Origin of the sequence: Actinosynnema pretiosum, from assembly GCF_002354875.1 — a bacterium.
In the GTDB taxonomy this organism is placed as follows: Bacteria; Actinomycetota; Actinomycetes; order Mycobacteriales; family Pseudonocardiaceae; genus Actinosynnema; species Actinosynnema auranticum.
The window spans coordinates 2,659,594-2,678,531 of record NZ_CP023445.1 but is presented as its reverse complement, the minus strand read 5'-3'; the positions used below and the strand labels follow the sequence as shown (position 1 = coordinate 2,678,531).

At 75.5% G+C, this 18,938-nt stretch carries 13 protein-coding genes; 3 read left to right on the top strand and 10 right to left on the bottom strand.

Annotation, left to right across the window (positions count from 1 at the left end):
• Nucleotides 1-55: 55 nt before the first annotated feature.
• The 3 genes from CNX65_RS12115 to CNX65_RS12105 form a co-directional block, all read right to left on the bottom strand.
• Entirely contained in the window at nucleotides 56-2,059 is a 2,004-nt protein-coding gene (locus tag CNX65_RS12115; protein ID WP_198320462.1) for an ATP-binding protein, read from the bottom strand.
• 245 nt (nucleotides 2,060-2,304) lie between these two features.
• Complete coding sequence (locus CNX65_RS35275; RefSeq protein ID WP_198320461.1) at nucleotides 2,305-2,508, bottom strand: hypothetical protein; 204 nt, start codon at nucleotides 2,506-2,508, stop codon at nucleotides 2,305-2,307.
• Between the two features lie 182 nt (nucleotides 2,509-2,690).
• Entirely contained in the window at nucleotides 2,691-3,590 is a 900-nt protein-coding gene (locus CNX65_RS12105) for an SDR family NAD(P)-dependent oxidoreductase (RefSeq protein WP_096492875.1), read from the bottom strand.
• Nucleotides 3,591-3,702: 112 nt separating this feature from the next.
• Between CNX65_RS12105 and CNX65_RS12100 the strand changes: the two genes are divergently transcribed.
• Nucleotides 3,703-4,572, top strand: coding sequence for a helix-turn-helix domain-containing protein (locus CNX65_RS12100; RefSeq protein ID WP_096497741.1), 870 nt, complete (start codon nucleotides 3,703-3,705; stop codon nucleotides 4,570-4,572).
• Nucleotides 4,573-4,617: 45 nt separating this feature from the next.
• Here the strand turns inward: CNX65_RS12100 and CNX65_RS12095 are convergent, their stop codons facing one another.
• On the bottom strand, nucleotides 4,618-5,130 hold the full coding sequence (locus CNX65_RS12095) for a MarR family winged helix-turn-helix transcriptional regulator (protein WP_096492874.1): 513 nt from the start codon (nucleotides 5,128-5,130) through the stop codon (nucleotides 4,618-4,620).
• A gap of 83 nt (nucleotides 5,131-5,213) precedes the next feature.
• Here CNX65_RS12095 and CNX65_RS12090 point away from each other — a divergent pair, with 83 nt between their 5' ends.
• Entirely contained in the window at nucleotides 5,214-5,573 is a 360-nt protein-coding gene (locus CNX65_RS12090; protein WP_096492873.1) for a DoxX family protein, read from the top strand.
• Nucleotides 5,574-5,664: 91 nt separating this feature from the next.
• On the opposite strand, the gene CNX65_RS12085 is transcribed toward CNX65_RS12090, so the two are convergent.
• Nucleotides 5,665-6,189 carry a CHRD domain-containing protein gene (locus CNX65_RS12085; protein ID WP_096492872.1) on the bottom strand — a complete coding sequence of 175 codons (525 nt, stop codon included), beginning with the start codon at nucleotides 6,187-6,189 and terminating at the stop codon, nucleotides 5,665-5,667.
• 91 nt (nucleotides 6,190-6,280) lie between these two features.
• Complete coding sequence (locus CNX65_RS12080; protein WP_096492871.1) at nucleotides 6,281-6,928, bottom strand: hypothetical protein; 648 nt, start codon at nucleotides 6,926-6,928, stop codon at nucleotides 6,281-6,283.
• Between the two features lie 910 nt (nucleotides 6,929-7,838).
• Between CNX65_RS12080 and CNX65_RS12070 the strand changes: the two genes are divergently transcribed.
• Complete coding sequence (locus tag CNX65_RS12070; protein ID WP_096492869.1) at nucleotides 7,839-8,516, top strand: GntR family transcriptional regulator; 678 nt, start codon at nucleotides 7,839-7,841, stop codon at nucleotides 8,514-8,516.
• A gap of 74 nt (nucleotides 8,517-8,590) precedes the next feature.
• Here the strand turns inward: CNX65_RS12070 and CNX65_RS12065 are convergent, their stop codons facing one another.
• The 4 genes from CNX65_RS12065 to CNX65_RS12050 form a co-directional block, all read right to left on the bottom strand.
• On the bottom strand, nucleotides 8,591-9,739 hold the full coding sequence (locus tag CNX65_RS12065) for an HD domain-containing phosphohydrolase (RefSeq protein WP_096492868.1): 1,149 nt from the start codon (nucleotides 9,737-9,739) through the stop codon (nucleotides 8,591-8,593).
• 196 nt (nucleotides 9,740-9,935) lie between these two features.
• The gene (locus CNX65_RS12060; RefSeq protein ID WP_269770700.1) at nucleotides 9,936-14,681 is read right to left on the bottom strand and encodes a response regulator; all 4,746 of its coding nucleotides are present in this window, start codon (nucleotides 14,679-14,681) and stop codon (nucleotides 9,936-9,938) included.
• Between the two features lie 550 nt (nucleotides 14,682-15,231).
• Complete coding sequence (locus CNX65_RS12055) at nucleotides 15,232-16,443, bottom strand: HDOD domain-containing protein (protein WP_096492867.1); 1,212 nt, start codon at nucleotides 16,441-16,443, stop codon at nucleotides 15,232-15,234.
• Nucleotides 16,440-18,719, bottom strand: a complete 2,280-nt coding sequence (locus CNX65_RS12050; RefSeq protein WP_096492866.1) for a sensor histidine kinase — start codon at nucleotides 18,717-18,719, stop codon at nucleotides 16,440-16,442. Before CNX65_RS12050 ends, CNX65_RS12055 begins: the two co-directional genes overlap by 4 nt.
• Nucleotides 18,720-18,938 lie beyond the last annotated feature (219 nt).

Sequence of the window (18,938 nt, the reverse complement as noted above, 5' to 3'; positions counted from 1 at the left end):
TGGTCGCGCCCAGGTTGCATAGCGGTGTGCGGTCAGGCTGTGCGGTGGTGTGCGGTCAGCTCACTGCGGGCAGGGTGAAGCTGAAGCGGGAGCCGCCGCCTGGGTTGTCCTGGGCGGTGATCTCTCCGCCGTGGCGTTCGACTATGCGCTTGCAGATCGCCAGGCCCAGGCCGGTGCCCAGTTTTCCGCTGGTGCGGTGGGCTCGGTGGAAGTTGTCGAAGATCGCGCCGTGTTGGCCTGCGGGGATGCCGATGCCGTTGTCGACCACGTCGACGTGCACGGCGCCTGCTCGGTCTGCGTGGGAGTCGATGGTGATGCGCGGGGGGACGCCCTCGGCGGTGTACTTGATCGCGTTGCCGAGCAGGTTGTCGATCAGTTGCCGGAGCAGGACCGGGTCGGCTCGGACTGGGAGGAGGTCGCTGATGTGGAAGCTGGGCGGGGGTGCGCCTGTGGCGGTTGCGGCGTCGGCTCGGGCCGCGGCCACCTCGGCGACCAGGGCGCCCAGGTCGATGGCCACCGGGTTGACGGTGGCGTCCCTCGCCGTGGTGTAGGCCAGCAGGTCGGTGATGAGGGTGCTCATCCTGGTGTTCGCCCTGGCCACGCGGTCGATGGCGTCGGTGAGCGACTTGGCGGCCGGGTGGGTGGGGTGGTCCTCGATGAGGCTCGCGGTGAGGTCGGTCCAGCCGTGGGCCGTGGTCAGGGGGGTGAGGAGGTCGTGGGCCACGGAACCGGCGAAGTTGGCCAGTTCGTCGCGGTGCCTGCGCTCGGCGGTGACGTCGTGGAAGAGGACCACCGCCGCCTCGTTGCCGGGGAGGGCGGTGGCGGTGATGTGGGCGATCCGGGTTTCCGCGGTTGACGTGGTGTGCAGGAGGAGGTCCTCGCCGTGGGCCTGGCGGCGGCCGGAGAGGGCCACCGCGTGGGGGAGGTCGGCGTTCGCCAGCGGGGTGCCGTCCGGGCGGGTGAGGGTCGTGGCGGTGGGGTCGTCGCCCAGGAGGCGGCGGGCCGCCGGGTTGCGGAGCCTGGGGGTGCCCTCGCGGTCCACGACGACCAGGGCGTCGGCCATGGAGTCGATGATGGCGGCCAGCAGGTCGGCCTGGTCGGAGGCGTCCCTGCGGCCCTGGGCCAACTCGTCGAGGAGGGCGGTGCGCTCGTCCCGGCCCAGGGCGAGGGTGAGGCCGACCACGGCGACCATGAGGATGAAGACCTGCACGACCAGGACGCGGGTCACCGGCGAGGTGATGGATGCGAAGGGGCCGTGGCCGTGCAGGGTGAACAGGACGGCCGCGCCGCCCAGTGCCAGGTCGTGCAGGGCCACGAAGGTGGTGGGCATCCGCAGGGCGGCCCAGACGGTGACCAGGAGCAGGGGGAAGGCCAGCGGGAGGCCCTGGTTGTAGACGAAGGCGATGAGGTAGGCGGTGGCCGAGCCCAGGACTACCGCTACGCCTTCGAGGAAGCCTGCGGTGCGCAGGTGCAGGCGGCGCGGGGTGGCGCGGTTGGTGGCTCGGGCCCGGCTCACGCACAGGCCCGCGGTGCCGACCAGCAGGATGCTGGCGGTGTTGCGGGCGGTCCAGACCAGGGCCTCGGACCAGGCGGGGTGGCCGCCTGCCAGTTGCACGCCCAGGACGCACAGGACCGCGCCTGCGGTGGTGGACGCCACGGCGGCGGTCAGGAGGGCGCCCAGGTCCGAGGTCCGGCCGAAGGGGCGGGTGCCGCCCGCGCCCCACAGGTCGGGGCGCAGGCGGGACAGGAGGCGGGCGAAGAGCTCGCCCTGGGCGGCGGTGGTGACCAGGCAGACGAGGGCGATCGGGAAGCCCGCGGTGGGGGTGGTGAAGGCCAGGGTGACAGCGGTCAGGGCGGTCAGGTCCACCCAGCGGCGGGCGCAGCCGCGCTGGAGGCAGAACCAGACCGCGAGGACGCCGGAGGCGGGCCAGACCTGGTTGAGGACGGCGCCGTCGGCGACCACCAGGCCGCCCAGGGCCGAGGCTGCGGCGTAGAGCGCGGCGAACAGGGCGGCCCTGCGCAGCGGGGAACCGGGCCTGAGTTGATCGTCGTGCACCACCGGTATCACCTGCCGTCCCTCCGTCGTGTCTCGCTCGACAGAGGGAACGGTTTACCGGGGATGCACCTGAGCCGTTCACCAAAAGCAACCGAAGTGATGTGCGCCCACCGTTCAGGTCGCTGGTTCGGGCGGAATTTGGTGACTTTTTGTTAGTGGAGTGCGGGGCTGCCCGGCGTCACGGGGGGTCAGGACGCCGGGCGGCCCCTGGGTGCGCGGTCGCTGCCCGGCGACCGCGCGGCCGTCCCTCACCGGTGCGACGCGTGGACCAGCACGTGCAGCAGTGCGACGGCCCCACCTGTCGCCAGGCCCGCGCCCCTCGCGGCGGCGAGCGCGGCGGTCAGCGCGGTCCCGGCGCACAGGCGTGGCGTCGGGGCGGCGTCGACCGCGTGCAGCGCGGCGCGCAGGGGCAGGCCCGGCAGGGTGGCGGCGAAGGAGGTCACCGTCGCCACCGCGCCCCCTGGGGAGAGGGGAGCGCGGGGGTCGGGGGCCGGTGCGGCGGTGCGGGGTTCCGCGTCCGCCGCGGCGACCGGTGCGCTGTGGGGGTGAACCGGTGTGATCGCCATCCGAGGACCTCCCTTGCCTGGCACCGAGCCTGCTCCTCGCGGCGGCCACGGTCAGCGGTCTTCGGTCCCTACCGGGCAGGGACCCAGGTCCCGCACAGCTCCTCCAGCACCGCCCACAGGCGGGCCTCGCGGTCCCGGTCGTAGGACTGGGGCGCGGAGTCGGCGACGTGGTCGCGGTCGACGTAGTCGCCGGTGGTGATCGGGCGGGTGAGGGACTCGGCGAGGTGGCGGCCCGCCGTGGTCACGTCGGTGGCGATCGGGGTCCTGGCGAGCAGGGGCAGGAAGTGCTTGGCGGTGAAGCGGACGGCGGGGCCCGCGTTGCGGGTCAGGCCCGTTCCGGGGACGAAGCCGGGGTTGTGGGCGAGGACCTCGACGCCGGGCGGGAGCCTCCTGGCCAGCTCGTGCACCTGGTGGACGGTGGCGAGCTTGCTGGTGGAGTAGGCGGCGCGGCCCGCGGTGGCGCTGCCGGGCCTGGGGAACGCGCCGGGCGCGGCGAGCACCTCGGGGTCGCGCCAGCGCGGGGCGGGGACCATGCCGAGGTTGTGCTTGAGGTCGCCGAAGTGGGTGTCGCTGGTGGTGATCACGACGCGGGCCGGGGTGGTGAAGCGGTCGGCGAGCACGCGCAGGAGCAGGTGGTTCGCGATGACGTTGACCGCGAAGGTGGCCTCGTGGCCGTCGACGGTGGTGGTGCGGGCGTCGGCGTGCTGGATGCCCGCGTTGGCGATCAGGCCGCGCAGCGGCGGCAGGCCCGCGTCCAGGAGCGCGGTGACCTCGGTGGCGGCGCGGTGCACGTCGGCCAGCGAGGACAGGTCGGTGGGGATGGCGGTGACCCTGGGGCCCGCGAGCTCGGCGGGGACCCGGCCGAGGACCACGAGCCTGCGGTCGCGGTCGGTGGCGAGCAGGTGCTGGGCGGCGACGAGGCCGATGCCCCTGCTGGCCCCGGTCATGACGGTGGTGCTGCGCTCCACGGCGGAGCCTCCCTGTTCGGTGGTGGTGTCACCAGGTTCGGGGGTGGGGAGGGCGGGGCCCAGTGCCCCGCCGGTCGGTGGGAACGGCGGTACCACCCTCGTGGGGGCGCCCGTGGGCGAGACTGGGGCGGTGACGGGATCTTCGGCGGGGAACGCGCTGGGCGAGGCGCTGCGCGGGTGGCGGGACCGGCTCTCGCCGCTGGACGTGGGGCTGCCGGTCTCCGGGGCGCGGCGGGCGAGCGGGCTGCGGCGGGAGGAGCTGTCGGCGCTGGCCGGGCTGAGCGTGGACTACCTGGTGCGGCTGGAGCAGGGGCGGGCGCGGAACCCGTCGGAGCAGGTCGTGGCGGCGCTGGCGCGGGCGTTGCAGCTGGCGGCGGCGGAGCGGGACCACCTGTACCGGCTGGCGCACCTGCCGCCGCCGTCGAGCGGGGTGATCGACAGCCACGTGCCGCCGAGCGTGCAGCGGCTGGTGGCGCGGCTCGGGGAGCTGCCGGTGGCGGTGTTCAGCGCGGACTGGACGCTGGTGACGTGGTCGCCGCTGTGGGCGGCGCTGCTGGGCGACCCGCTGCGGCTGCCCGCGGCGGAGCGGAACATCGTGGCGGCGGCGTTCCTGGGGTCGCTGCCGGTGCGGCGGGGGTCGTTGACGCTGGAGCCTGCGCTGGTGGCGGACCTGCGGGCGGCGACGGTGCGGTACCCGGCGGACCGGGGGCTGGCCGAGCTGGTGCGGCGGTGCCTGGCGGGGAGCGAGCGGTTCGCGGAGCTGTGGCGGGCGGGGGCGGTGGGCGAGCACACGCACGACCGGAAGGTGGTGGCGCACCCGGCGGTGGGCGAGGTGGTGCTGGACTGCGACGTGCTCACGGTGCCGGGGGCGGACCTGAAGATCGTGGTGTACAGCGCGGCGGCCGGGAGCGTGGACGCGGAGAAGTTGGACTTCCTGCGGGTCACCGGGGTCACCGGGGTCACCGGGGTCGCTGTCGGGTAGCGGGGGGCTTGGGGGCGGGCTTCGAGGGCGTGCTTCGGGGGCTGGTCAGGTCGGGTCGGGGCGGGTTCGACCTGGGCAGCCGCCCACGCCGAGGAGGGCGTCGAGGAGGGTGCGGCAGGCGGCGCCGACGGCGCTCAGCTCGTCGCGGCCCAGGACGTCGACGACGAGCTTGCGGACCTCGGTGACGTGCGCGGGGGCGGCGTCGGCGAGCTTGGCCAGGCCCTCGTCGGTCAGGGTGGCCAGGGTGACGCGGCCGTTGTCGGGGCTCGGGGTCCTGGTCACCCAGCCCTGGCGCTCCAGCTGGGTGACGGTGTGCGACAGGCGCGAGGCGGAGCCCTGGGTGAAGGCGACCAGCTCGCTCATCGGCAGGGAGCGGTCGGGGGCCTCGGACAGGCCCGCCATGACCAGGTAGCTGAACAGGGACAGGCCGGAGTCGCGCCTGAGCTGGCTCTCCAGGGCGCTGGGCAGGGCGACGAGGACCCCGGCGAGCGCTTTCCAGTCGTGGAGCTGGTGGGGGTCGAGCCAGTTGGGCTGTTCGGCGGCGGTCGGTTCGGCCATGGGGGAATGCTACTTGACTTGAAATTTCACATGAGATGAGATGGTGGCAGTTGAAACTTCAAGTCTCATCGTGAGGGGTTTTCGTGAACGTCGTGCTGTGGGTGCTCCAGGGCCTGCTCGCCGTGGCCTTCGTCGCCGCGGGCGGGATGAAGCTGGCCACCCCGCGCCAGCAACTGCTGGAGAAGGGGATGGGCTGGGTCGAGCACCGCAAGGACGCGGAGGTCAAGGGCGTCGGCGCCGTCGAGGTGCTGGGCGGGCTCGGGCTGGTGCTGCCGTGGGCCACCGGGATCGCGCCGGTGCTGACGCCCGTCGCGGCGGTCGGGCTGGTGATCACGATGGTGATCGCGGTCGGCGTCCACCTCAAGGAGGGCGACGTCAAGGGGAGCGTGCCCGCCGCGGTGCTCGCGGTGCTGGCGCTGGTCGTGGCGATCGGGCGGTTCTGAGCACGGGTGCTGCGGGGCGGCTCCGGCGGGGCGTTCGGGTGGGGTCGCCGACCGGGCGGGCGCCGAGGGGACGCCCGCCCGGTGAGCGCGACTACCAGCGGAGCTGGCCCCGGATGGCGCCGTCCGGGAACGCGTCGGTGTGCACGTTCACGTAGAAGTCGCGCGGGTGCACGACCAGGTCGTAGGCCAGGTCCAGGCTGATCCGCGCGCAGTCCCAGCTGTAGCCGTCGGTGGGCGCCTCCAGCGTCACCACGGGCGGGCCGGACTCGCCCGTCGCGCCCGCGTGGATGTGCGCGGCGGTCGCCTCGCCGATCCGGCGGGTGGACAGCTTCACGCAGACCGAGGTGGCGCGAACCTCGATCCTGGCGGTGCCGTAGCCGTCCGGGTCGCCGGGGCCGGGCACCTCGGCCGCGCCGGTGAGCACCGCGCCGCGCTCGTAGGACGACGAGCCGCCCAGGTTGACGCCCAGGTTGAGACCGAGGTTCAGGCCGATGCCCCGCTCGGTGGCGGCGACACCCCGGTCCGCCTCCTGGCCCGCGGGGGCCGCGGAGGCCGCGGGAGCGAGCAGGGCGGACGTGACGAGGGCGAGCGGCACGGCGAGTCTTGCGAACTTCATCGGGAGAACCTCCACGCTGGGTGAACGAGCCGTCACCGGGGGTTCGGATCGGCGGACCCGGTCGTTTCGATGAAGCGGGGATGTTCACGCTTCAGTGGGTCACTCCCCCACCCGGTCCGTGGCCCGCGCGCCCGCCGATCGCCTCCACGACCCGCTGCCCCACCCCGATGCCGACCCCGACCAGCAGCGCCGCCAGCACGGCGCCGAGCGTGCCGGGGCCGGGGCGGAAGGCGTCGAGCGCGGTGACCGGTCCGGGCTCGGCGGGGTGGTCGTCGTGCTCGGCGTGCCCGACCTGCGGGGCGCCGCTGGGGCGGGGGACGCGGGTCAGCTCGTGGGCGACGTCGAGCAGCTTGGTGGCGATGGGCTGGTCCGCCCAGGCGAGCAGTTCGAGGCGGCCGAGGGCGGCGAGCTCCGCGAAGCGGCGGTCGGCCGAGGCGACCACGAACACCCGGCAGCCGAGCGCGTCGTGCACCCGGTGGGCGTGGGAGAGGAGGGCGTTCTCGGCGGCGTCCTGCGCGGGCGCGACCCGCAGCGCCCCCACCCCCAGCTCGGCCAGCAGGGAGGCCGTGGGGTCGTCGGCGAGGTCGGCGCCGGAGTAGCCCGCGATGGCGTGGTGCACGGGACCCGCGGCGCCGAGCAGCGCGGCGACCCGGCCGCGCAGCACCCTGGGCCGGGGCCGGATGGCGCCGACGGCGTTCTCCAGGTCGATGAGCAGCACGCGCACGTCTTCGGTGGTCACGGACGCCCAGCGTGGCAGCAGAGCGGGAACGCGGCACGCGGACGGCTCGATCGGCCGACACCCTCGCGGGACGGTGAGGTTCCTTGCGCGGGGGCGGGTGGGGGAAGTTGCGGGGGTGGGTGTGGGGGTGGGCGCAGGGGTGGGTGTGGGGGGCCGGCACCGGGTGGGGCACTTCGGGCGGGGTGGACGCGGGCCGGTGGGCGCGGGCGGGTGGGGATGCCCATTGCCCGCGCGGGACTTGGCCGCGCGGGACTTGGCCGCGCTGCCGGGCGGTGGGCACGGGCGGGCGGGGACGCCTGGGCGCGAACGGGACCGGAGAACGCGGGCGGAGGCGGGCAGGCGCGAACGGCGCGGGCCGGGTGGGCCTGGGCGCGGTCGGGGCCGATGAGCGCGGGGCGGGCCCGGTGGAGTCGACGCAGCACGGGCGCGATCAGGTGGAGCCGGCACAGCACGGGCGCGATCAGGTGGGAGCGGCACAGCACGGGCGCGATCAGGTGGGAGCGGCACAGCACGAGCGCGGTCAGGTGGGCGCGACACAGCACGAGCGCGGTCAGGTGGGCGCGACACAGCACGAGCGCGGTCAGGTGGGCGCGACACAGCACGAGCGCGGTCAGGTGGGCGCGACACAGCACGAGCGCGGTCAGGTGGGCGCGACACAGCACGAGCGCGGTCAGGTGGGCGCGACACAGCACGAGCGCGGTCAGGTGGGCGCGGAGGGGATCGGCGGGGCGCGGGCGGCGTGGGGTGTAGGGCGTGTGAGCGGGTTCTTGCTGGTGCGCGTGGGTGCGGGGTGGTTCCGGGGGTGGGTTCCGGGGTGGGGTGGGGGGCGGTTCGCCGGGCGGGCGCTGTCCGGCGGGGTGGGGGTGCTCTGGGAGAATCCGGGGTGATCGCCTCACTAGGGAGTCAGTCCATGATCGTCAGCCCGGTTCGCCAGCCGCCGCTCGGCGAGCTGCTGCTCGCCCAGTTGCGCGTCCTGATCGTGCGCGGGGAGCTGGCCTCGGGGACGCACCTGGTGGAGGGGTGGATCGCCGAGCGGTTCGACGTCAGCCGGGGGCCCGTGCGGGACGCGTTGCGGCAGCTGGAGGTCGAGGGGCTGGTCGAGACGCGCAAGCGCGGGGTGCACGTTCGCGGGCTGACGGACGAGGACCTGGTCGAGCTGTACTCGCTGCGCGGGGCCCTGGAGGAGCTGGCCGTGCGGGAGACCATCGCCCGGTCGGGGGACGCGGACTGGGCGCCGCTGGACGACGCGCTGGCGCGGATGCGGCGGAGCGCCGAGGTCGGGGACGCCGCCGGGTTCGTGGCCGCCGACCTGGACTTCCACCTCGGGTTCTGCGGCATCGGCGGCAACCGCTGGCTGACCTCCACCTGGTCGCTGCACCGGCCGCTGTTCTCGGCGGTGCTGGAGATCACCAACACCGACCGCGACCTCGGGCCGATCGCCCAGGACCACGCCGACCTGTCGGCCGTGGTGCGCTCCGGCGACGTGGCCAGGGCGCTGGCCGAGCTGCGCGCCCACCTCGACGACTCGTGCGCCCGCATCCGCGCCGTCCTCGCCGCCCGCGACCCGGCTGCTGAGCAGCGGGGCTGAGCAGGGGGACTGAGCAGCGCGGCCGGGCAGCGCGGCCGAGCAGCGGGGCCGGGCAGCGGGGCTGAGCGCCGCCCTCAGCACAAGACCTGGATCGGCTCCTCCACGCCCACCGTGCGCGCGTAGTGCTTCAACCGGATGAGCAGGGTGTCGGTCACCGGCTCGCCCTTGCGCAGGAGCATCACCCCGGCCGTGGTCAGCACGTCCTGGTCCAGCACGTGCCCGGTCATGATCTCGTCGACGCCCAGCGAGCGCAGCACCCGCCCGCCGGTCGCCACCAGCTCCGCGCCCAGCGCCGCCGACACCAGGGGCGCCGGGAAGCCCTGCTCGACCAGCCGGGTCGCCAGCTCCTCCGGCGGCACCCCGCCCTCCACGCCGAGCAGGCAGGTCACGGCCGTCGCGAAGACCAGCTCCCCCGGCCATCCGCGCTTGCCCGGCGCGTCCACGGCCAGCGGGGCGCGCGCCTCGGCCAGCTCCACCGGCTGCGCGCCCACCCACGCGGCCACCCGCTCCAGCCTCGGCACCCGTCCCAGCAGGGTGCGGGCGAGGTTCGGGTGACCGGCGACCAGCGCCCGCTCGGCGTCGGCCAGCTCCTCCCCCGCGACGACCCTGCGCAGCACCTCCTCCGGCACGCTCACGCAGCCGACCTGGCTGAGCAGCGACGCGAGCCGCACCTCCCACCCGTCGGCCACCTCGACCGCCTCGGTGACGGCGGCGACCAGCGCCCGCACCCGCCCGCTGCGCGCGGCGGCGACCGGGCTGGCGCTGGAGAGCAGCTCGGTGAGCACCTCCACCGCGCCGTTGAGGGTGCGTTCGAGCAGGTCGCGCTCGGCGTGCAGCAGCTCGTACTGGCGCAGCGCGTCGTCCAGCGCCCGCGTCAGGTCCTCGGCCCCGCACGGCTTGGTCAGGAACCGGAACAGCGAGGAGTTGTTCACCGCCGCGATCGTGGCGCTCATGTCCGCCTGGCCGCTGAGGATCATCAGGACGGTGTCCGGGGAGATCCGGTTGACCGACGCGAGCAGCGCCGCGCCGTTCACCACCGGCATCTGCATGTCGGACACGACCACCGCGAACGGCTCCCGCCGCTCGGCGCTCTCGCGCACCAGGCCGATCGCCTCGGCGCCGGACACCGAGGTCGTCAGCTCGTAGCGACCCCGCAGCATCCTGCGCAGACCGTCGAGGACGCGCTGCTCGTCGTCCACCATCAGGACCCGCCGGTTGCTCATGCCCCGCCCGCTCCCCTGCGCTCGACCACCGGAAACACCGACCCCGCGACGACACCCGCGGCGGCGCCGGACCACCGGACCGGTGGTCCCGCGCCGCCACGACCGGCCCCGGACGAGCGGGCGGCGGGCCGCTCCGGGTGTCCGGGGCGGACGCGCGACCGCTCGGCGGTGATCGGCCCGACCAGCCTGGCCCAGCTCAGCGGTCCCGGCCGGTCGACCGGGGGTGCGTCACCGGATCGAACGGCGCGGGCGGGGCGAGGGCGGTCGCGAGCGCGGCGCACGTCCGCCCGGTCAGGGCCTCGATCCCGTCGGCGAGGCGCTCGGCGAGCCCGAGGTCGCCCTCGCGCGCGGCGGCCACCAGCCGCCCGCACACGGCCCCCAGCGCCCGACCGCCCAGGGTGACGCTGCTGCCCTGCAGGCCGTGCGCGAGCCCGCCGACCAGGGGGAGGTCGCCCGCCCGCACGGCGGCGACGATCGCGGCGGCCTTGTCGGGGGCCCGGCCGGTGAACGACTCCAGCAACCTGGCCGCCGCCTCCGGCCCCAGGTCACGGGTCTGGTCGACCATCTCGGGATCGAGGAGGGCGGGGAGGGAGGGGAGGCCGGGCAGGTCGGAGGGGTTGGGCAGGTCGGAGGGGTCGGGCAGGTCGGAGGGATCGGGGTCGAGGAGGGCGGCCACGTTCGGGGTCGGGGCGGCCGGGCCCGAGTCCGGGGACGGCTCCGCGTCCGCGCGGGCGCCCGGCCCGGAACCGGCCCGATCGGCACTCCCCCGGCCACCACCGCCGAACCCGCCAACCCCGGCAACCCCGGCAACCCCGGCAGACGCGGCAGACGCGGCAGACGCAGTGGACCCGCCCGCCGACCTGCTGCCGCCCCCGGCAAGCCCGCCGCCGCTGCCCGGCCCGCCACCGGCCCCGGCTGACCCACCGCCGCCGGTCGACCCCCCTGCGCGGCCTGACGTCCCGCCGCCTCCGGCGGACCCTTCACCACTGAGCCTGGCCGTCCCGCCCGCGCCACCGCCACCGCCACCGCCACCGCCGAGCCTGGCCGCGCCGCCCGCAGCTCCGCCCCCGAGCCCAGCCGCCCCGCCCCCGAACCCCACCGCCCCGGTCCCCGCCGCCCCGCCGAACCCGCTCGTCCCCCCGGCCCGAACCCCGGCCCCCGCCGCCACCGCCCCGTCGCCCTCCCGCCTCGGCCTCGGCGCGGGCGAGCGGACCGCGCGCAGCAGGGCCGCCTCCAGCACGTCCCGGCGCAGCGGCTTGCTCAGGAAGTCGTCCATCCCCGCCTCGCGGCACCGCTGCGCGTCCGACGCCAGCGCCGACGCGGTCAGCGCGATCACCGGCACGCTCCCGCGCGGCGGGGTCAGCGCGCGGATGCGCTCGGTGGCCCGGTAGCCGTCCAGCACCGGCATCTGGCAGTCCATCAGCACCGCGTCGTAGTGCTTCCCCCGCACCGCCGCCACGGCCTGCTCGCCGTCGGACACCACGTCGACCCGGTGCCCCAGGGCGGTCAGCATCTCGACCGCCACCAGGCGGTTCACCTCGTTGTCCTCGGCGACCAGCAGGCGCAGCCCCGCGCCCGCCCGCGCAGGCGCCGCCGCGGCCCGCTCCGGCGCGCCGCCCGGCTGCGGCGCGTCGCCGTCGACCAGCCTGGCCACCGCCTCGCGCAGCGCCCTCGCCCGCACCGGCTTCGCCAGGTACACCTCGATCCCGGCCGCCCGCGCGCGCTTCGCCTCCACGGCGTCGCTGGTGGAGGTGAGGATGCCCAGCGCGGTCCCGGCGATCCGCCGGTCGGCGCGGATCAGCGCGGCGAGGCCGAGGCCGTCCAGTCCGGGCATCCGCATGTCCAGCAGCGCCACGTCCAGCGGCTCGCCGCCGTCCACGGCCGCGCGCAGCTCCCGCAGCGCCTCGTCCGCGCCGTCCGCGCACACCACCCGCGCCCGCCACGCCCCGAGCAGCTCGGACACGACCTGCCGGTTCGTGGCGTTGTCGTCGACGACCAGCACGGACAGCCCGGACAGGTCCGGTCGGGCGGTCGGCGGGGCCGGTGGCGCGGCGGCGGGCGGCAGCGGGAGGGTGAAGTAGAAGACGCTGCCCTCCCCCGGCTGGCTGGCCAGCCCCATCTCGCCGCCCATCAGCTCCACGAGCTGCTTGCTGATGGTCAGCCCGAGCCCGGTGCCGCCGTACTGGCGGGTGGTGGACGCGTCGACCTGCGTGAACGCCTCGAACAGGTGCTGCTGCCGCTCGTCGGGGATGCCGATGCCGGTGTCGGCGACGGTGAAGGTGACCTCGTGCCCGGACTCGCCGGGCGCGGCGGGCGCGACGTCCACCCACACCACGACCTCGCCCTTCGGGGTGAACCGGATCGCGTTGGACACCAGGTTGACCAGCACCTGCCGGATGCGGTGGGCGTCGCCGACCAGCGCGGGCGGCATCGGCGGGTGCACCACGGCGGCGATCTCCAGCCCGGCGGCCTGCGCGGACGCGGCGAGCAGGCTGACCACGTCCTCCACCAGCGCGCGCGGGTCGAAGTCGACCGGGTCGATCTCCAGCTTGCCCGCCTCGATCTTGGAGAAGTCGAGGATGTCGTTGATGACGGCGAGCAGCGCGTCGGCCGAGTTCTGCAGGGTCTGGGCGTAGTCGCGCTGGCGGCAGTCCAGGTCGGTGTCCAGCAGCAGTTCGGTGAGGCCGATGACGCCGTTGAGCGGGGTGCGGATCTCGTGGCTCATGTTCGCCACGAACGCCGACTTCATCCGGGACGCGGACAGCGCCTCGTCGCGGGCGCGGGCGATCTCCTCCTCGGCGGCCTTGCGCTCGGTGATGTCGCGGATGAACGCGCTGAACACCCGCCGGTCCTCGTAGTGCGAGGACCACAGGGTCAGCTCGGCCGGGAACTCGGAGCGGTCCTTGCGCCTGGCCACGACCTCGCGGGTGGTGCCGAGGATGGTCGGCGTTCTGCCCTCGATGATCCGCCGCACCCCGGCCAAGTGGTCCGCGCGCTGCACGTCGGGCACGACCAGGTCGACCAGCGCGGACCCGAGCGCCTCCTCCCCGGACCAGCCGAAGATCCGCTCGGCGCTGCTGTTCCACCTGGTCACGACCCCGTCGGGGCGGATGGTGACGAAGGCGTCGCCCGCCGCGTTGAGGATGGAGTCGGTGTGGGCGGCGCTGCGGGCCAGCCGCTCCTCGGCGAGCCTGCCCCGGCGCTCGCTGCGGACCGTGACGACCAGGCCGACGAGCAGCATCTGGAGCAGCAGGGTGGTCACGGCGAGCACCCGGCCGGTGAACCGGGCGACGCCTGCGAACGCGGTGCGCGAGTCGATGCTGGCCACCACCGCCCAGCCCAGGCCCGGCACGGACCGGTAGGAGGTCTCGACCGGGTTGTCGGCGGGGCCGGTGGTGGCGCGGCCCCGCTGGCCGCGCAGGGCGGCGGCGATCTGCGGGTCGCCGAGGCCGCTGGTCAGGCCGGGGGTGTCGAGCTGCTCACCGGTCAGCAGCGACCCGCCCCGGTCGGCGACGGCGAGCCGCACGTCCTGGCCCGCGGCGACCTCGCTGACGAAGCCGGTGAGCGCGCCGATGGGGAAGCTGGTGGCGATCACGCCGACGATGTCGGCGCCCGCCCGGACGGGGGCGGCGATGGCGACCAGCTCGGGGTGGTCGGCGCGCAGCCCCTCGTACACCTGGGACACGTACGGGCCGCCGGTGCTCAGCGCGCCCTGGAAGTAGTCGCGGTAGGCGAAGTTGTTGCGCGGCGGGGTGGCCGGGCCGGGCGAGACGGCGACGAGGGTGCCCTCGGCGTCCATCGCCCAGGTCGCCTCGAACATGGGGTTCTGCCGCTGCAGGGAGGTGACGGCCTCGCGGACCGCGTCGAGCGCGCCGGCGCCCTCGGCGAAGTTGGCCTCCCGGATCTCCGGGCGCTCGGCGTAGGAGCGGACCAGCGAGCGGGCCGAGTCCAGGGTGTTGGCCAGCTCGGCGGCGGCGACCTCGGCGGACGCGTCCAGGCGGCGCTCGACCTCGGCGGTGACGGTCTGGCTGGCGACGGCGATGGACAGCTGGGCGAGCACGCCCAGCGGCAGCAGGCCCGCGACGGCGAACACCAGGCAGACCCGGACCGTGCGGTTGCGCAGCCTGCGGCGCAGGCGGGGGTCGTCGGTGCGGTCGCGGTGCCGCAGGGACACCCTGACCAGCACCGGGACCGTGGCGATCAGGGAGACGGCGGCGATCGCGACGACGTCCTCGATGGAGGACTGGAGGGCGCGCTGGGCGAGCAGGAGCGGCAGCGGGGCGACGCAGCCGACCAGCACGGCGCGGCTGCCCCAGGCGAGCGCGCGCGGGCCGCGACCGGCGTCCGGGGCGGGCAGGGTGGCGGTGAGCAGGACCGGGGCGAGCAGGGCGACGACCGGGGTGACCGGGTTGAGCAGGGACGCCAGCAACCAGGTGAACGCCCAGTGCAGCAGGCGGGAGCGGCGGGGCGTGCCGACGACCAGGAACGCGGCGGCGGTGACCGACAGGAGCAGGACGGCGGTGACCAGCTCCAGCACCGGCTGGGTGGTGGGCAGCGCCCAGACGAGCACGCCGGTGGACAGGGCGACGACGCAGAGGTCGAGCAGGGCGGTGCCGCGCGGGCGGAGCAGGCCGAGCAGGGCGGCCACCGCGATCGCGCCGCCGACCTCGGGCAGCACGGGCATCCCGAACACCCAGCCCGCCGAGGCGATCACCTGGGCGGCGGCCAGCACCCACCAGCGGGGGGAGCCGAGACGGGCGGTGACGACGAGCAGGGCGGCGGCGCCGACGCCGAACACGACCCCGGTCGTGGTGGGCGAGGGCCACACCCACAGGCCGGTGGCGACCAGCAGTCCGAGCACCACCCAGGCCGACTCGCGGACGCCCCGGTAGGCGGGGACCTGCCGGGGGTCGGGCGTGCGGGGGTCCGGTGAGCGCACCACCAGCCGAGGGTGCGCCCCGGTGGGGGTGGGGTGGTTGCGCGGCGCAGGAAGTTCTACGCGGACGGGTGACAGATTCACCCCTTCCGGGCCCCTGGAAGGGGGGTGGGTGGAGGGGACGGTGGAGGGGACGGTGGAAGGGCGGGTGGAGCGGCGCGGCGGAGGGCGCGCGGTGCGGGGTGATCGGTTCCCCGTGGTGGCGAGCTGGGCCTTTGCGGGAAGGTGCAAAAGCTTTCGGAACAGGTGGGGGTTCTTTAGATTCGCTGTGCGGGCGCCCGGTCGACGGCCCGCGCCGGGCGCAGGCCACGCGTCCGGGGCGGACGGCCCACCACCGCGGCGTCCCGGCGTGGCGACGACCGCCCCGCCCCCGGCCGGGCAGCACTGGGGGTGCTGCCCGGCCGTCCAAACCGACTTCGCGGCGCTCGGTCGCAGCGCCCGACCGCAGCCCTCGGTCGCAGCGCCCGGTCGCAGCGCCGATCACCGCGCCTGGTCGTCGCAGCGCCCGGTCACCGCGCTCGGCCGCGGCGCACCCCGCAGCGCCCCCCGCAGCGCCTCACGGCGCCGACGGCACCACCGCCTCCCGCAGCGGGGTCCCCTGCCCCGGCGCGGCCCGGTCGCAGACCCGGTTCCACGCCTCCAGCCGCGCCGCGTCCAGCCAGTCGCCCTCCACCGGGTCCACGTGCGCCCGGCCCACCGCGCGCTGCCGCGCGAAGTCCACCGCCCGCGCGGTCCGCTCCCCCGTCGCGCCCCCGGCGGCGGCCGGGGCGCAGGCGATCGCCCGCACCACCGGCATCGCGAACCCCCAGGTGCCCAGCAGGTACGCGCTCACCTCCGGCAGCGAGCAGCCCAGCTCGGCGACCTCCGCGTCGTGCGCCGCCCAGTGCTCGTCCTCCGGCACGGCCGTGATGGCCCGGTAGGCGTCCGGCCTGCTGTCGGCCAGCACCAGCAGCCCCACGTCCCGCAGCAGCCCCGCCAGGAACGCCTGGTGCACCACCGGCGTCTCCCAGCCCTCGGCGAGCGCGATGTCGCGGGCCAGCGCGGCGGTGCGCACGGACCGGGTGCGCAGCGCCGCCAGGTCCAGGTTGTCCGGGGTGGCGCCGCTGGAGAACACCTTGCCGCTGATCGCGAGCGCCCGGATGGTGTCGACGCCGAGCAGCGACACGGCCTGCGCGATGCCGCCGACCTCCCGCTGCTGCCCGAAGAACGAGGAGCTGACCAGCTTGAGCACCTCGACGCACAGCGAGATGTCGCTCTCGACCAGCTCGACCACCTGGTCCAGGTCGCAGTCCTCGCGCGCGGTCAGGTCGAGGATGCGCTGGTGCACCGAGCGCGGCTTGGGCAGGGACTGGACCTCGCCGAGCACCACCCGCAGCCGGTCGTCGAGCACCAGGTCGCGCACGGTCAGCACCTGCTCGACGGCCCGCACGAGCCGGTCCGCGTCGCACGGCTTGGACAGGAACTGCTGGGTGGAGGCGACCGCGGCGATCACGGCCTCCCGGTCGGCGTGCCCGGACAGCACGAGCCGCCCGGCGGTGGGGTGCAGCCTGCGGACCTCGGCGAGCAGCTCGGCGCCGGTCATGCCGGGCATGAGCATGTCGGTGACGACGACGTCGACGGGTTCGGCGGCCATGACCTCCAGCGCGGCCCTGCCGCCCTCGGCGAAGCGCAGGTCCCAGCGGTCGGCGTGCTTGCGCAGGGAGCGGCGCAGGCCGGACAGCACCTGGGGCTCGTCGTCCACGAACAGGACGCGGTGCGCGGCGCTCACGCGAACACCGCCTGCGGTGCGGAGCCGTCGGCGGGGACGGCGTCGAGGGGGAGCGTCAGGGTGAACACGGTGCCCTCTCCGAGGTGGGTGTCGACGTCGATGCGACCGCCGTGCAGCTGCACGACGACGTTGTAGGCCAGGCTCAGGCCCTGGCCGGTGCCCCTGCCGACCTCCTTGGTGGTGAAGAACGGCTCGAAGATGCGGAGCTTGGTGCCCTCGTCCATGCCGGTGCCGTTGTCCGCAACGGAGATGGTGACCTGGTCCCCGTCCCGGCGCGTGCTGACGGTGATGCGGCCGAGCGGGGAGTGCTCCGCGGTGGCGCGCCGCTCGGAGACGGCGTGGGCGGCGTTGACGATCAGGTTGAGCACGACCTGCTTGAGCTCGCTCTCGTAGCAGGGCACCAGGCCCAGCTCCGGGTCCAGGTCCAGGTCCAGCTCGGCCTCGTACTTCCACTCGCTGCGGGAGATGTGCGCGGTGCTCTCGATGGCCCGGTTGACGTCGACGGCGCCGCGCCCGGCGCCGGGGTGGGAGAAGTCCTTGAGCGCGCGGACGATGCCCGCGACCCGCCCGAGGCCCTCCTGGGACTCGGCGATGGCCTTGGGCACCTCCTCGGTGAGGAAGTCCATGTCGAGCGCGGCGTCCACGGCCACGGCGGCCTCCAGGTCGAACGCGGCGGGCGCGGAGCCGGTGGCGTCGGCGGCCGTCGCGGCGGTGAGCAGGGCGCGGGTGGCGATGGCGGCGGTGAGCAGCTCCCCGAAGGACTCGGCGAGGAAGCTGGTGTTGTCGGAGACGAACTGCACCGGGGTGTTGATCTCGTGGGCGACGCCCGCGGCGAGCTGGCCGAGCGCCTCGAGGCGGTTGGCCTGGGCGAGGGCGCGCTCCAGGTCGGCGACGCGGCTGACGTCGGCGCCGACGCCGATGAGGCCGGTGCGGGCCCCGTCCGGGCCGTGCTGGGGCAGCACGCTGAGCAGGAAGCTGCGCGGCGGGCCCTCCCAGGCGGGCAGGCTGACGTGCTGGTCCATGACGGCCAGCCCGGTCTCGTCGATCTGCCGCTCCACCGAGCGGATGCCCTCGGCGAGCGGCCCGACCAGGCCGATCTCGGTGTCGGTGCGGCCGATGACCTCGTCGGCGGCGGAGACGCCCAGCTCGTCGAGCAGGGCCTGGTTCGCGCCCCGGTACCGGCCGCCGTTGTCCTTCCAGTAGAGCAGCTGCGGGATGGAGGAGATGACGTCGGAGAGCAGGAACTTCTCGTGGCTGAGCTCCTCGGTCAGCGCCTCGGCGCGCTCGCGGGCCCGCAGCAGCTCCTGCTCGGCCTCGTGCCGGGCGGTGACGTCCCGCTCGACCAGGAAGAACCTGGTCACGCCCGCCTCGGTGACCGGGTGGACCTCGATGGCGGTCCAGTAGGGCCTGCCCGCGGCGGTGCTGGTGCGGAACTCCAGCTCGCCGCCGACCGGGCCGCGCGCGGCCGACGAGGCGAGCGCGGTGGCCGGGTCGAGCGCGGCGGCGTGCTCGGGGGCCAGCGGCTCGGGGAACAGGCCGGTCCTGGTGCGGCCCTCCACCCTGGACGGGCTCAGGCCGGTCATCCGGTAGAACGCCTCGTTGGCCCACTCGACCACGCCGTGGGCGTCGGTGATGACGATGCCGTCGGCGGTGCGGCGGGCGACCAGGGCGAGGCGGCGGGTCTCCTCGTGGGAGCGGCGCAGCGCGGCCTCGGAGGCGCGGGCGAAGTGCCAGTGCACCATCTGCACCGCGCACATGGCGAGCACCAGGGCGCCGTGCAGCAGGGCGAGCGGCAGGGCGAGGTGGTGGGGGGTGCCGTCGGAGTAGATCAGCTGGGGCGCGAGGGCGCCGAACGCCAGGTGGTGCACGAAGATCAGCAGCACGGACAGCAGCAGCGGCACCCAGTCCTGGTAGAGGCCCACGAGCGCGACCGCGACCAGGTAGGCCAGGTGCAGGTGGGTGCTGCCGCCGATGGCCTGCACGAGCGCGCTCACGGCGGCGTCGAGGCCGATGGCCACGCAGACCGCGCGCCCGCGCTGGCCGTGCGCGATGTCGCCGAACGCGGCGCACGCGAGGGCGGTGGCGGCGAAGGCGACGACCCAGGCGGACTGGTCGCCGGTGTGCACCGAGCCGTCCAGGGTGCCGGACGCGAGACCGGTGACGACCACGAGCGGGACCAGCAGGAACGTGATCAGCCGGATGACGCGGTGCCGGGAGCGGAAGACCTCGGGGGCGAGCGCTCCCCGGCGGGCCGGGGCTGGGGTGGGGCCTGGCATGGGTCCTCCTGGGCGGGACGCCGGGACGTCGGGGCGCCGGGACGCCTGGCCGCGCGGGCTCGGTGGGTGACCCGCGGAACGGGCGGTTCCGGCTCAGGACCGGGCCCGCCCGGTCGTTGTGCCGGGGTCGGGACAGCGCGGAGCGGCCCTCCCCGTTCGGGTGGTGGCCGCCGCCGTGCCCGGACCCAACGGCTCCGCCCCCTGTGATGTGAGTCAATC